The 13938-nt window shown below is 42.5% G+C and carries 13 protein-coding genes; 3 read left to right on the forward strand and 10 right to left on the reverse strand.

All coding sequences use genetic code 11. From position 1 onward, the window contains the following. Positions 1–39 precede the first annotated feature (39 nt). Positions 40–1056, forward strand: a complete 1017-nt coding sequence (gene namA, locus CKW02_RS10920) for an NADPH dehydrogenase NamA (RefSeq protein ID WP_003215738.1) — start codon at positions 40–42, stop codon at positions 1054–1056. Positions 1057–1175: 119 nt separating this feature from the next. Beyond that, a complete protein-coding gene (locus CKW02_RS10925) occupies positions 1176–1940 on the forward strand; it encodes an alpha/beta fold hydrolase (RefSeq protein WP_003216052.1) in 765 nt (254 codons plus the stop codon). A 44-nt stretch (positions 1941–1984) separates the two neighbouring features. Here the strand turns inward: CKW02_RS10925 and CKW02_RS10930 are convergent, their stop codons facing one another. Next, entirely contained in the window at positions 1985–3292 is a 1308-nt protein-coding gene (locus CKW02_RS10930) for an aspartate aminotransferase type Ic (protein ID WP_003215770.1), read from the reverse strand. 139 nt (positions 3293–3431) lie between these two features. Beyond that, entirely contained in the window at positions 3432–4361 is a 930-nt protein-coding gene (gene rnz / locus CKW02_RS10935; protein WP_003216125.1) for a ribonuclease Z, read from the reverse strand. A gap of 221 nt (positions 4362–4582) precedes the next feature. Here rnz and zwf point away from each other — a divergent pair, with 221 nt between their 5' ends. Further along, on the forward strand, positions 4583–6058 hold the full coding sequence (gene zwf, locus CKW02_RS10940) for a glucose-6-phosphate dehydrogenase (RefSeq protein ID WP_003216112.1): 1476 nt from the start codon (positions 4583–4585) through the stop codon (positions 6056–6058). Positions 6059–6104: 46 nt separating this feature from the next. On the opposite strand, the gene CKW02_RS10945 is transcribed toward zwf, so the two are convergent. The 8 genes from CKW02_RS10945 to gndA all read right to left on the reverse strand — a co-directional run bounded on the left by CKW02_RS10945 (position 6105) and on the right by gndA (position 13880). Then, positions 6105–6827, reverse strand: coding sequence for a GntR family transcriptional regulator (locus CKW02_RS10945; protein ID WP_003215808.1), 723 nt, complete (start codon positions 6825–6827; stop codon positions 6105–6107). Positions 6828–6980: 153 nt separating this feature from the next. Beyond that, complete coding sequence (locus CKW02_RS10950; protein WP_003215509.1) at positions 6981–8387, reverse strand: glycoside hydrolase family 1 protein; 1407 nt, start codon at positions 8385–8387, stop codon at positions 6981–6983. Then, positions 8371–9717 (reverse strand): PTS cellobiose transporter subunit IIC, encoded by a 1347-nt coding sequence (celB, locus tag CKW02_RS10955; protein WP_003216035.1) that lies wholly within the window; start codon positions 9715–9717, stop codon positions 8371–8373. The genes CKW02_RS10950 and celB overlap by 17 nt, the downstream gene beginning before the upstream one ends. Before the next feature lie 25 nt (positions 9718–9742). Beyond that, on the reverse strand, positions 9743–10075 hold the full coding sequence (locus CKW02_RS10960) for a PTS sugar transporter subunit IIA (RefSeq protein ID WP_003216020.1): 333 nt from the start codon (positions 10073–10075) through the stop codon (positions 9743–9745). A 3-nt stretch (positions 10076–10078) separates the two neighbouring features. Beyond that, a complete protein-coding gene (locus CKW02_RS10965) occupies positions 10079–10390 on the reverse strand; it encodes a PTS sugar transporter subunit IIB (protein ID WP_003215713.1) in 312 nt (103 codons plus the stop codon). Between the two features lie 314 nt (positions 10391–10704). Further along, entirely contained in the window at positions 10705–11490 is a 786-nt protein-coding gene (locus CKW02_RS10970) for a glucose 1-dehydrogenase (protein WP_003215568.1), read from the reverse strand. A gap of 12 nt (positions 11491–11502) precedes the next feature. Then, entirely contained in the window at positions 11503–12351 is an 849-nt protein-coding gene (locus CKW02_RS10975) for a GRP family sugar transporter (protein ID WP_003216057.1), read from the reverse strand. A 119-nt stretch (positions 12352–12470) separates the two neighbouring features. After that, the gene (gene gndA / locus CKW02_RS10980; RefSeq protein WP_003215871.1) at positions 12471–13880 is read right to left on the reverse strand and encodes an NADP-dependent phosphogluconate dehydrogenase; all 1410 of its coding nucleotides are present in this window, start codon (positions 13878–13880) and stop codon (positions 12471–12473) included. Positions 13881–13938: the final 58 nt, after the last annotated feature.

Here is a 13938-nt window from a genome sequence, read left to right on the forward strand (position 1 = left end):
TATAATCGGCTATACAATTCTATGAGGAGGCGAAGGTATTTGGAAACAAAACTCTTTTCACCTTGGACATTAAAAGGTGTTACGCTGAAAAACCGCATCGTGATGTCCCCAATGTGTATGTATTCATCCTATGATCGTGATGGGAAATTACAGCCTTTCCACTTTACACATTATATTTCCCGTGCCCAAGGTCAAGCTGGCCTGATCATGATGGAGGCAAGTGCCGTTTCCCCCGAGGGAAGAATTAGTGATCAAGACCTCGGGATTTGGAGTGATGAGCACATTGAAGGCTTCGCTTCATTAAACGAACAAATCAAAGCATACGGAACCAAGACAGCCATCCAGCTGGCTCATGCAGGACGTAAAGCTGAACTAGATGGTGACATCCTGGCACCATCTAGCATTCCATTTGACGAACAGTCTAAAATCCCTGCCCAGATGTCCGTCGATCAAATCAAAGATACCGTTCAGGCGTTTCAGGATGCAGCTGTCCGGGCAAAAAAAGCCGGCTTTGACATCATTGAAATTCATGGGGCGCATGGCTATTTGATTAATGAATTTCTTTCACCGCTGGCGAACCACCGAACAGATGATTATGGCGGTTCACCAGAGAACCGTTATCGTTTCTTAAAAGAAGTCGTCGATGCAGTCAATGAAGTATGGAACGGACCATTATTTGTCCGTGTGTCTGCCTCTGACTACACGACAAAAGGACTTGATATTGCCGATTATATAGGCGTTGCTACATGGCTGAAGGAACAAGGTGTCGACTTAATCGATGTCAGCTCAGGCGCTGTCGTACAGGCAAAAATCAGCACATTCCCTGGCTACCAAGTGACCTTCGCAGAAAAAATCAAAGAAGGTGCCGGTATTCAAACAGGTGCTGTCGGTCTGATCACATCTGGTGTACAGGCTGAGGAGATTTTACGAAATCAACGTGCAGACTTAATTTTTATAGGCAGAGAATTTTTACGGGATCCATACTTCCCAAAAACAGCTGCCCAAGAGCTTCGTACATCCATCGAAGGCCCGCGTCAATATGACCGCGCTTGGTAAAAATGCATAGGAAAAAGGTGTCTATTTTTTGAAATAGGCATCTTTTTTGATTTTAAGAGAAACATATCTGCCTTTTGTGCCGTCTTTTAGCTAAAGAACCACTTAGAGGAGATGGAAGAATGAACTCGGCAATGATTGAAAGAATGTATCATATAGATGGACATCATTTTTATACAAAACATCGTCAGGGCAAAAGGCAAGCCACCATTATCTTTGAAGCAGGCTACGGCATTTCGGGTGATACGTGGTCGAATATGGCCCGTGATATTGATCCTGAGCTTGGGGTTTTCTTATATGATCGATTAGGAAATGGAAAAAGCAGTGACAGTAGTGAAGGAAGAACATTGCATGATCTTGCAGATGATTTAGATGCACTGCTAGAAGAAGCCAATATTCAGCCGCCCTTTCTCATTGTGGCTCACTCATTTGGCTCTCTTGTCAGCCGGTTATGGGCAAGCCGCAGAGGAGATGAGGTCATTGGCATGGTGCTGTTAGACCCGGCAAGTGAGGAGCAAGAACAGGTCATCCTCCCTCTTTTATCAAAAGAAGAACGCACCTCATATATGGCGCAATTTACAGCAGAATGTACGCATGAGGACTTTCAGCAAATGCTCAGCACAATAAAAGAGGAACAAACCCATTATGGGATGATGCCGCTTCTTGTCATTTCATCAGGTAAGAGCCGGCTGTTTCATCCAGCGCACGAGGCTTGGCTCAGACTTCATAAACGGATGCTGTCGTTGTCATCCCAAAGCGGATGGATTCAAGCGCAGAACAGCTCGCACTATATTCATCATGATGAACCGCATATTGTGCAGCTTGCAATCTATGATGTATGGTGCGCAGCGAAGCAACCTGTTTCCTATTATCAAACAGCCAATTAAAAACAAAAACTCCTTGACTAGATCTACGTCAAGGAGTTTTTTCTTTATGCCGTTGGGGCTGACTGGCTTTTTTTAGACAGCAGCTTTTCAATGCTGACAAGCTGAACACATAATGTAAAGATGTCAATCGCTTGCTCTAGTTCTTCAAGTGATGGGAACGTTGGCGCAATGCGAATGTTACGATCAAGCGGGTCTTTTCCATAAGGATAAGTCGCGCCTGCACCTGTCATGGTCACACCAGCTTCTTTTGCCTTTTGCACAACAGCTTTTGCACAATGATCAAGCGTATTTAAACTAATAAAATATCCGCCATTTGGCTTGTGCCATTCTGCAATGTCCTTCCCGCCAAGTGTTTCATCAAGAATGGAAAGAACGAGGTCAAACTTTGGCTTAATGATCGCAGCATGTTTTCTCATATGTTCCTTCAAGCCTTCTGGATTCTTGAAGAAACGAAGGTGTCTTAATTGATTGATTTTGTCTGGTCCAATCGTTTGAATCGATAATTGTTTTTGAGTAAAGCTCACATTATCCGGGCTAGATGCCATGAGTGCAATACCTGAGCCTGGGAATGTAATTTTAGAAGTAGACGCAAACATAAACACACGATTTGGGTGCCCTGCTTCCTCTACTGCTTGAAAAATATCTTTTAACGTATCAGGCGTATCAGTTAGGTGATGAACTGCGTATGCATCATCCCAAAAAATGCGGAAGTCGTCTGCTTTTGTTTTCATCGAAGCAAGGCGGTCAACCACCTCATCTGAATACGTAATGCCATCTGGGTTGCTATATTTTGGTACACACCAAATGCCTTTAATCGCTTCATCTTCTGCGACCAATTTTTCGACCTGATCCATATCAGGTCCATCAGCCTTCATATCTACCGTGATCATCTCTATGTTAAATAGCTCACAAATGGAAAAGTGACGGTCATATCCTGGGCTTGGTGCAAGGAATTTTACCTTTGGCAGCTTTCCCCAAGGTGTTTTGCTGTCATATACGCCGTGGGTCATGGCACGGGCAATGGTATCATGCATCATATTAAGGCTGGAATTACCGCCGATGATGATTTGTTCTGGTTTCAGATTGAGCACATCTGCAAAAAATGTCTTCGTTTCAGGAAGCCCTGTCAAACCGCCATAGTTACGCACATCTGTGCCATCTTCAGCCGTCATCGCATCCTTTGATGTCACAACATCGAGCATGCCCATAGACAAATCGAGCTGTTTTGGTGAAGGTTTTCCTCTAGACATGTCTAAGTGTAAGTTTTTACTTTTATAAGCTTCGTACTCATTTTGTAGTGCTGCATATAGGTCATTTAATTCTGCTTCACTTAACGCTGTAAAACCGCTCATCTTTGATTGTGCCTCCCGTATTCTTCATAGTTTCATTCGTCATTTGTTTTTTCTTCACCATTTTACCACTACCTGAAAAAGAGAGTCATTATAAATATCAAAAAAATCACACAACTTTTTTTGACGATTCATCCAATTTTTACAGGGTGCGGTCAATGGAAAAAGAAGAGAAATCCTGCGCAGCTTCTGTCAGCGGGAATATATCGCGGGCCTCTTTCAATAGTTGTTTTAGTGCCTCTTCTCCTTGGTAACGTGCACTAATATGGGTCAAAATCAATCTTTTTGCGCCTGCTTCCTGCGCTGTTTTCGCTGCTTGTTCTGTTGTGCTGTGATAATAGTTGTAGGCTAGATCAGCATCTTCTTTACCGAATGTTGCTTCATGGACTAACACATCCGCATCCTTGGCAAGCCTTGTTATATTCTCGCATAAACGGGTATCTCCTGAAAATGCAACGATTCTCCCTTTTTTAGGGGGTTCCAAATAATCGGTTCCATCAATGATTCTTCCATCTTCGAGTGTCACGGTTTCCCCATTTTTCAACTTCTGATACAAAGGTCCAGGTTTTACACCGATTTCTTTTAGGTCTTCGGCTTTTAATGCACCTGGTACATCTTTTTCCACTACCCGATAGCCATAAGCTGGAATACCGTGAGATACTCGTCTTGCTTCTACTTGAAAGGTATCATCTTCAAATACGATCCCTTCATCTATCTCTATAATATGCAGCGGATATGTCAAATGCGTTTGTGTAGCTGAAAGTGCTGCGCTCACAAACGCTTTGATACCCTTAGGTCCATAGATCGTTAGTTCATCCTCTCCGCCTTGGAAGGATCTGCTGCCGAGCAGTCCTGGGAGACCGTATACATGATCACCATGCATATGAGTGATAAATATTTTCTCAATTTTTCTCGGTTTAATCGTTGTATGTAATATTTGATGCTGCGTCGCTTCTCCGCAATCAAAAAGCCACACTGCTTTTCTTTCTTCTAAAAGCTTTAGCGCAGTGCAAGTGACGTTTCTAGTTTTCGCAGGAATGCCTGCACCAGTTCCTAAAAAGAGCAGTTCCATTACTTTTCCTCCTAAAGCCGGTATACAATATCTTCATTCATATAGAATACATGAAGACAAGGTAAATGTGAATTCAGCGGAATTTTCGAAAAAAGTCAAACGAGAGCAGAAAAAGTCGAATCAAATGTTTGCTTTACGAACAATGAACCTTTAAAATAAAGAAAATGTACATACATTCTCGGTTTTTACAACAATGCTACGAATAAAGTGAGGTACTTTTCGTGAATACAGAAACTAACAATCCAAAAGCAGTCATTGTCATTTTTGGCGCAACAGGAGATCTTGCCAAACGCAAGCTCTACCCTTCTATACATAGACTTTATCATAGCGGAAAACTTGGCGATCAATTCGCCGTGGTCGGTGTTGGACGCCGTCCGTGGTCTCATGAGGATCTAAGAGCTGTGGTGAAAGAATCTGTTTCTTCTGATGATGCAGAAGCGAAAATAGAGGAATTCAGTTCACATTTTTATTATCACGACTTTGACGTATCAAGCCCTGCTTCCTATCAATCGCTTAACACACTTCTAGCAGGCCTTGAAGATACGTACAGTATCCCAAACAACCGGATGTTCTATTTAGCGATGGCACCGGAATTCTTCGGAACGATTGCAAAGTTCCTAAAAAGTGAAGGTGTATCAAAAACAACTGGCTGGTCAAGACTTGTCATCGAAAAACCATTTGGCCATGACTTGCCAAGTGCGAAAAAGTTAAATGAAGAAATTCGAGATGCATTCTCTGAAGATCAAATTTATCGTATTGACCACTATCTCGGTAAACAAATGGTTCAAAACATTGAGGTTATCCGTTTTGCAAATGCCATCTTTGAACCACTTTGGACAAACCGATATATCTCAAACATTCAAATTACATCTAGTGAATCATTAGGGGTTGAAGACCGGGCCCGCTATTACGAAAGTTCAGGTGCACTAAGAGACATGGTCCAAAACCATATGCTTCAAATGGTTGCACTTTTAGCAATGGAGCCGCCAATTAAGCTGAATACCGAGGAAATCCGCAGTGAAAAACGGAAAGCATTACGCGCTCTTCGTCCTTTCTCTAAAGATGAGGTCGATCAATTCTTTGTCCGCGGACAGTATGATGCTGGTACGGTTGATGGCGGCATGGTTCCTTCGTATCTTGAAGAGCAAAATGTTGACCCGAACTCAAACACGGAAACATTCGTTGCAGGGAAACTGCTCATTGATAACTTTAGATGGGCCGGCGTGCCATTTTACATTCGTACTGGAAAACGTTTAGAAAAGAAATCTACTCAAATTGTTGTTCAATTTAAAGACATTCCAATGAACCTGTACTATGGTAACGGAAATTCCATGCATCCAAACTTACTCGTCATTCACATTCAGCCAGATGAAGGCATTACCCTTCACCTGAACGCTCGCAAGCTTGATGGCGGTACATTTGCAAAGCCGATTAAGCTCGACTACCAAACAAACTATAACGACATCATGAACACACCAGAAGCCTATGAAAAGCTGATTCATGACTGCTTGCTAGGCGATGCTACGAACTTTGCTCACTGGGATGAAGTAGCGCTTTCTTGGAACTTTGTGGATCCGATTTCTGAGAAATGGGCAGAAAACAAAACATTAAAACCAAATTATCCTGCTGGTTCTATGGGACCGAAAGAAGCCGATCAGCTTCTGGAAAAAGATGGGTATCATTGGTGGAATATATAAAATGATATAAAAAAGAGCAGTCTCCCTTGGGGGTTCTGCTCTTTTTTTAACGTCCTGTTTTCGTAATTTCAACCGTTGAAAAGTCGAACTTATCATAGCGGTGATGACTAAAAGAGTACTCAAACGGCCGGCCTGTGTTTAAATAAGCAACCTGTTCGACCTCTAGCACAGGATCCGTTGGGTCACAGCCTAAATATTGCTGGTCAAGCTCATCTGATTTAGCCGCTCTAATTTTCTTATGCGCTCCTGCCACTTTTAAATTCAAATCATTTGATATGTAGCCATAGATTGATCCCAATAGAACCTCTTCATCTATTCCCTTAATGAGATTAACGGGCATAAACGTTTTTTCTAATACGTATGGCTCCTCGTCCACAAGACGGAGACGGATGATGTCATAAATGGGTGTGGTGGAGTCTATGGATAGGTGGGCTGCCACCTCTTTGCTTGGAAAATGGACATCAAAGTGAATGATTTGAGTCGTGACGTTTTTATCCGCCATGACTTTTGTGAACCCTTTATTTTCATGACCAGATACATTAATAGCCCCTTGATTGAGCGCTGCCTTCACAATAAATGTACCGTGACCTCTTTTTCTAAAGAGCAGACCTTCTGCTACGAGAAGATCGAGCGCACGCTTCATCGTCATTCGGCTGCATTGAAATTCAGCGGCAAGCGAGTTTTCATCTGGAATGGGTTGATCTTCTGGATAATATGCTGTTCCTATTCGTTTTCTGATTTCTTCTGAAATGAGTTCGTACTTTTTCATCTCACACCACCAACTGACTTGTTTTTTCATAGCTTCCTCTCATTCTACACTAAGCCTAGTGAGCTTAAAAGGTACCAGCCATTTTTGTTTCATCCACTTACCGTCACATAAGAAAAATACTTGCCCTTTTCAAGGAAAGAGCAAGTATCTTGATTAAAAACCGTTATTTTCTGATACCGATTGAAACCAGTATCCGCTTTTCTTAATTGTACGTTTTCCGTCTTCTTGAAGATCAACTGAGACAAATCCATAGCGATTCTTATAGGCATTCGACCATGACCAGTTATCCATAAACGTCCACAGATGATAGCCTTTTACATTACTTCCTTCTTGAATGGCTTGATGCACCCATTTCAGATGCTCAGAGATAAAGTCAATGCGGTAATCGTCATGAATCATTCCTTCTTCATCCTTAAACCGCTCTTCTCCTTCGACACCCATTCCATTTTCAGAAATAAAGCATTCAATATTATCATAGTCTGTTTGGACTTTTTTCAATATATCATAAATGCCTTTTTCATAGATTTCCCAGCCGCGATACACATTCATTTTTCTTCCCGGCATGTCAAACGCATCAAAATAATGATTTGGCATAAATGGTGCATTTGGATGCGGCATATGCTCTTTCGCTTTCACTCTTCTTGGCTGATAATAGTTGATTCCAAGGAGGTCGACGGTATTCTCTCGAATGAGTTCAAGGTCTCCTTCTTCCATACTCGGCATAAAGCCTTCTTTCTTTAAGACCTCTACTAGTTTCTCTGGGAAATGCCCCTTCACCGCAGGATCTAGGAAGGAACGGTTAAAGAAAGCATCCGCCATCTCAGCTGCTTCTACATCGCACGGATTCTGGCTTCTCGGATAAGATGGGGTAAGATTGAGGATGATGCCAATCTTACCGTCTTGCTGCAGGCTTTTATAAGCCGCAATCGCCTTCGCATTTGATAGAAGTTCATGATAACCGACCTGCACAGCCTTTTGGAAATCGACTTCGTTTGGATAATGAAAGCTATACATATATCCGCCCTCTACAGGAACGATCGGTTCATTATGGGTAAACCATTTTTTCACCCGGTCGCCAAATAATTGAAAGCACAATTCTGCATAGCTCACATAATCATCTACTACCTGTCTGTTGACCCAGCCGCCTTTTTCCTGCAGCGCCATTGGCATATCGAAATGGTACAGGTTCACAAACGGCTCAATATCATGTGCAATCAGTTCATTGATCACATCATTGTAAAAAGATACTGCTTCTTCATTGACCGCACCTGTCCCTTCAGGCAAAAGACGTGACCATGAAATAGACAACCGGAATGAATTGTGCCCAATTTCTTTCATCAGACGAATATCCTCTTTATATTTTCGGTAAAATTGAGATGTCACGTTCGGTCCTACGCCATCAAAAAAACGAGTCGGCTCTTGCTCAAACCAATGATCCCAAATATTCGGTCCTTTTCCATCACCAGGGACGCTGCCTTCTGTTTGCGTGGCAGAGGCAGAAGATCCCCACCAGAAACCTTCTGGAAATGTATATGATTGCTTGTTATTTTCCATCGACATGTATTGAGTCTCCTTCACCTTTGATGTTGGTTGTTTTTGTTTTTTCCGTTGTGGTTATTTTTTCATTTTTCACATTCATACGGTCAATAAATTTCAGGAACGGGAACCAAATGACAAACACGATCATCAGGTTAAACAGCTGAAGCAGGCCGCCCGCCAGTGAATTGGTTGCCATTATTCCGCTAATAAAGATCGGCACCGTCCAGGGAATATTCACGCCAGTCGGCGGTGGTACAATGCCTGATGCCATCGCAAAATAAGAAATACATGTAATAACCATTGGCGCCAAAATCCATGGAATGAGAATAAGCGGGTTCATGACAATCGGTAAACCGAAGATAATCGGTTCATTGACGTTAAATAATCCTGGTCCTAAGCCGAGCTTTGCTACTTGTTTTAATTGCTTACTTTTCAGGAAAATTAAAATCGTAAACACAACAGCCAGCGTCATACCGGTTCCGCCCATGCCAACCGTATAAATTTCGATAAACTGCTTGCTGATGATATTCGGAACCTCACCAGTTTTTGTATAGCTCTCTAGGTTTTGAATGGACAACGTATTCCAAATGGGGTCCATGACAGAGTTGATAATAATTTGGCCGTGAAGCCCAAAGAACCAAAGAATTTGTATAAAGAAAACAGCGATCAAGGTCGGAATGATACCGCTTCCAAGTCCGACAAGCGGTGCCTGAATCGCATGATAAATCAAGTCATGCATGTTTGTTTTGAAGCCTTGTGTAATGATGATATTGATCAGTAAAAAGGCTGTGAGTGTCAAAGTAGCCGGGATCAGTGCAGCAAAAGACTTAGCAACAGCTGGCGGAACCCCCTGCGGCATATTGATGACAAATTTCTTTTGAACAAAATAACGATAAATTTCAGCAGACAAAAAGCCTGTGATCATTCCAAGGAACATCCCCTTTGCTCCTAAACGATCGACTGGTATTACGCCTGCAATAGATGCACCGCCTTCTTGTTCTAGTAAAAATGGCGTCAGAAGTAAGAAAGAGGCTAATGCAATCACGCCGCCAAATACAGCTTCCACATCATAGCTTTTCGATAAATAGTAGCCAATCCCAAATACAACAAACACACTCATAATGCTGATGGTCGCACTTGGCGCGATATTCAGTGCAGACTGAACGCCTTCCAGTGCGGTTTGACTCATGATTTTATCTAAAAATGGCAAATTCATTAGCACAACCATAATGGAACCAAAAATGGTGAGCGGGAACGCAAGCATAAAGGCATCCCGTAATACGCCTAAATAGCGGTTGTTGTTCAGTCTCCCAGCAATTGGAACCAAAATAGCACTTATTTTATCAAACATTGGTTTCCCCCCTTGTTTACACCTTTTATTGTTTAAGCGTTTGGAAAATCGGCAGGAGCTCTCCCACAAGCTCCTTGATCGTAATAGTCGACATTAAGTGGTCTTCGGCATGCATGAGCAATAAGGAGAAAGGCGTTTTCTCCCCGCCTGCCTCTTGCTGCACGAGTTGAAAATGGATGCCATGTGCATGACGTAAATCTTCTTCTGCTTCTTTCATAAGACCAAATGCCTCATCTTCTTGACCTTCTCGAAATTGTTTAAGAGATTGAAGCAATTTGCTGCGTGCATTACCGCTGTGTAAGATCAATTGAAAACTGACTTGTTCCTCCGTGAGCCCTTCGAGTGTTTTCTTTTCCATTCTTTACGATTCCTCCATCAATGTAACGGCTTGTTCATACGCTTTTTGTCCATCGGCAAGCCCGTACGCCTGCATATCGATGACCTCTACTGCAATCCCGTATTTTGTTGCTTCTTTTTGAAGATCCCCTTTTAAAAAGCTCATTTGCGGTCCAATTAACACAACATCCGCATTCGCCATTTCTTTTCTCGCTTGATCTTGCCCAACTGCCCAAATTTCTGCCTCGTCCCCTATTGAGTCGGCATGAGCCTTCATCTTTGTAACTAGTAAACTCGTAGACATTCCTGAACTGCATGCTAATAAAATACGTTTCATTTCTCTCACCCCATTGTTGTAATAAAAGCGCTTCCAGTTAATATTATATATTTTTATTTTTAAATGTCTAGACATTTAGATCTATTTGTCTGTATTTTATATAAAAAAAAGAGAGTATGGTTGTGTACGCTCTTTTAGATTGTTGAAAAAGGGCTAAAATGATGTTTATTTTAGCCCTTTGTCTTCTTTTCAGCGTGAGAGAAAACCTGTGAAGTCTAGGAAGGGTGAGCACCGGCACGCAGACCTGACGACGAATGCGAGGGTTTGTCTACACGCTGAAAGAGCGTATGGGTGTACGCTCTTTGCCTTTCTTCTTATCCTTTTCCTGCTTGGAAGCCAGGATATTTTGTCATGCCGCCGTCCACATAGAGTGTCAAGCCTGTGACATAGCTTGCCTCTTTTGACGCCAGCCAGACAGCACATGCTGCCACTTCTTCCGGCTTTCCAATATAGCCAATGGGGATCAGTTCAATCACACCTTTTTTCAATGCGGGATCATCGAATTTTTCCGCATTGATCGGGGTATCGATGGCGCCTGGTGCAATACTGTTTACACGAATTTTTTTAGGGGCATATTCAAGTGCCAGTGTTTCTGTCAGCAGCTTGGCGCCCCCTTTACTTGCTGCATAATGCACGAAATGAGGCCAAGGGATTTGCTGGTGAACAGACGACATATTGATGATTGATCCTTCTATTCCGTGATCTGTCATATACTTCAGTGCATCGCGGCAGCCGAGAAACATACCTGTTAAATTGGTCGACATGACTTTGTTCCAATTATCTAGCGTCATTTCGGTAGAAGGCACTTCATTTTCAATGCCTGCGTTATTGATCATGACATCAAGACTGCCAAATGTATCAACGGCTTTATCAATCATCGCCTGCATATCCTCTTCCTTTGAGACATCTCCCTTGATTTTCACAGCCTGTCCGCCATTTTTTTGAATATCCGCAATGGTCTCATCTGGACTTTCTTGATCTGAGAAATAATTGATCACCACATTGGCTTTTTCTTGTCCAAACCGGCGCGCCATCGCTTGACCTATTCCTGTACCAGCTCCTGTAATCAGGACTGTTTTCCCTTCTAAATCTGGATACATTCGTTTACCCTCCTATTTTGTAAAACCTAGCAGCACGCCGCCTGCAATGATCATCAAGCAGCCTGCAATGACAAAGCTTGTTCTGGATGCTTTCTCTTTTAATAAGTAAATGCCGCCTAATGTCGAGATAACGATCCCTGTCTGCGACATCGAAAAACTTACGGCGACACCAATGAGCGGAATAGCCAAAAGAAGTCCGAGATTTCCTGTCGACCAAACAAGGCCGGCAATGATATTTCTAAACGTATATTTACTAAACGGGTGCTGCTTGAGACTAATCGCCAAGGATGAAAGCAGCATGCCGACCGATTGCGGAACGAGGGCAGACCAGCCATCAATATGAAACCATCTCAAAATAACAACATATCCGACATAGCCAACGGTTGAGATGAGCAGAATCATGATCCCTTTTTTGAAATTGCCTCCACCGTTCCCGCCGCCATTCTTTTTTTGACCGAGCGATGTCAGCACAACACCTGCAATAATCAGTAAAATGGCACAAGAACCAATGAGTATGACCGTCATCGTTTGCCATTCTTTGAAGACCATAACGCCAAATAAAGTAGTGCTCACAAGTTGCATGCCCGTTGACAAAGGAACCGCCTTCGAGACTCCGAGAAACGCAACACTTGAAAGCTGATTCATTTGTCCAATGCTCCAAAAGATGCCTGAAATGACAGAAACCGCAAAAATAAGCGGTGTCAGCTCTGGCATTTTGATAAAGAAGGCTGCAATTGAAAAGATAAATGCGCCAAGCGTTATACCGAGGGTTTGCTGGTATGCATTCCCGCCAAGTTTGACACTGATAAGAACAATACTTCCCCAAAATATCGCTGGGAGAAGTGCATATAAAATGCCCACTTCGACCCCTACTTTCTTTTCTTTTTTACATAGCATCCCTCTTTTTCGCATTTTTAGCCGAAAAGATGCAAACACAAAAAAACCTTACCAAAGGGTAAGGTTTTTCAGTCGTTCTATGTTTATTTCATCCATTCCGTATGGAAGATGCCTTCTTTATCTGTACGCTCATACGTATGGGCACCGAAATAGTCACGCTGCGCTTGAATTAAGTTCGCTGGCAGGACAGCTGTGCGATAGCTATCGAAGTAAGCAAGTGCACTTGACAATGAAGGAACAGGAACTCCTTGCTCCACTGCAAGTGAAATGACTTTACGAAGAGATGATTGATAGCTTTGAGCAATATCCTTAAAGTAAGGATCAAGCAATAGGTTTTTCAGTTCTGGGTTACGGTCATATGCTTCTTTAATTTGTTGTAAGAAGGCTGCACGAATGATACAGCCACCACGGAAGATCATTGCAATTTCACCGTATTTTAAATCCCAGTTATACTCATCAGATGCTGCTTTCATTTGCGCAAAACCTTGTGCATATGAGCAAATTTTACTCATGAATAGGGCTTTTCTAACCGCTTCGATCAGCTCTTGTTTATTCTCTGCTGATTGCGCTGGCTTAGGACCTTCGATTAATTGGCTTGCTTCAACACGCTCATCTTTCATTGCTGAAATGTAGCGGGCGAAAACAGACTCAGTAATGATTGGAAGCGGAACACCTAGATCAAGAGAACTTTGGCTCGTCCATTTTCCAGTTCCTTTTTGCCCAGCTTTATCTAAGATGACATCCACAAGCGGCTGGTTTGTTTCTTCATCCACTTTTGTGAAAATATCAGCTGTAATTTCGATTAAATAGCTGTCAAGCTCGCCTTTATTCCATTCTGAGAATACTTCATGAAGCTCCTCTGCTGACAAGCCAGCCACATGCTTCAAGATAAAGTATGATTCAGAAATCAATTGCATGTCTCCGTACTCGATGCCGTTATGGACCATTTTGACATAATGTCCTGCTCCATCTGGGCCGATATACGTTGTACATGGCTCGCCATCTACTTTCGCAGAGATCGCTTCTAAAATTGGTTTCACTAGCTCATGCGCTTCTTTTTGACCGCCAGGCATGATCGATGGACCTTTTAGTGCACCTTCTTCACCGCCAGAAACACCTGTACCAATGAAGTGGATACCACTTTCCGCAAGCTCTTGATTACGTCTTTGCGTATCCTTGTAATATGTATTTCCACCATCAATTAAGATGTCACCTTTTTCTAGGTGAGGAAGTAATGATTGAATGGTTGCATCCGTTGCTGCACCAGCTTTTACCATTAAAAGAATTTTACGCGGTGTTTCAAGCGACTGAACAAATTCTTCGATGCTGTATGTGCCTACAACGTTTTTCCCTTTTGATTCTTGAAGAAATTCTTCCGTTTTGCTGCTAGATCTGTTATAAACGGACACGGAGAACCCGCGGCTTTCAATATTAAGGGCAAGGTTTTTCCCCATAACGGCTAGTCCAACCACACCGATTTGTTGTTTTGACATAATTCTGACGTCCCTTCTAACACACTATATTGATTACTGCTGAAATGATGTACCCTTT

The sequence above is a fragment of the Bacillus pumilus genome (genome assembly GCF_900186955.1).
In the GTDB taxonomy this organism is placed as follows: domain Bacteria; phylum Bacillota; class Bacilli; order Bacillales; family Bacillaceae; genus Bacillus; species Bacillus pumilus.

Coding starts and splice junctions, on each gene's coding strand:
- CKW02_RS10925 (WP_003216052.1), top strand. CDS start 1,176: ATGAACTCGGCAATGATTGAAAGAATGTATCATATAGATGGACATCAT.
- CKW02_RS10930 (WP_003215770.1), bottom strand. CDS start 3,292: ATGAGCGGTTTTACAGCGTTAAGTGAAGCAGAATTAAATGACCTATAT.
- rnz (WP_003216125.1), bottom strand. CDS start 4,361: ATGGAACTGCTCTTTTTAGGAACTGGTGCAGGCATTCCTGCGAAAACT.
- CKW02_RS10945 (WP_003215808.1), bottom strand. CDS start 6,827: ATGAAAAAGTACGAACTCATTTCAGAAGAAATCAGAAAACGAATAGGA.
- CKW02_RS10950 (WP_003215509.1), bottom strand. CDS start 8,387: ATGTCGATGGAAAATAACAAGCAATCATATACATTTCCAGAAGGTTTC.
- celB (WP_003216035.1), bottom strand. CDS start 9,717: ATGTTTGATAAAATAAGTGCTATTTTGGTTCCAATTGCTGGGAGACTG.
- CKW02_RS10960 (WP_003216020.1), bottom strand. CDS start 10,075: ATGGAAAAGAAAACACTCGAAGGGCTCACGGAGGAACAAGTCAGTTTT.
- CKW02_RS10965 (WP_003215713.1), bottom strand. CDS start 10,390: ATGAAACGTATTTTATTAGCATGCAGTTCAGGAATGTCTACGAGTTTA.
- CKW02_RS10970 (WP_003215568.1), bottom strand. CDS start 11,490: ATGTATCCAGATTTAGAAGGGAAAACAGTCCTGATTACAGGAGCTGGT.
- gndA (WP_003215871.1), bottom strand. CDS start 13,880: ATGTCAAAACAACAAATCGGTGTGGTTGGACTAGCCGTTATGGGGAAA.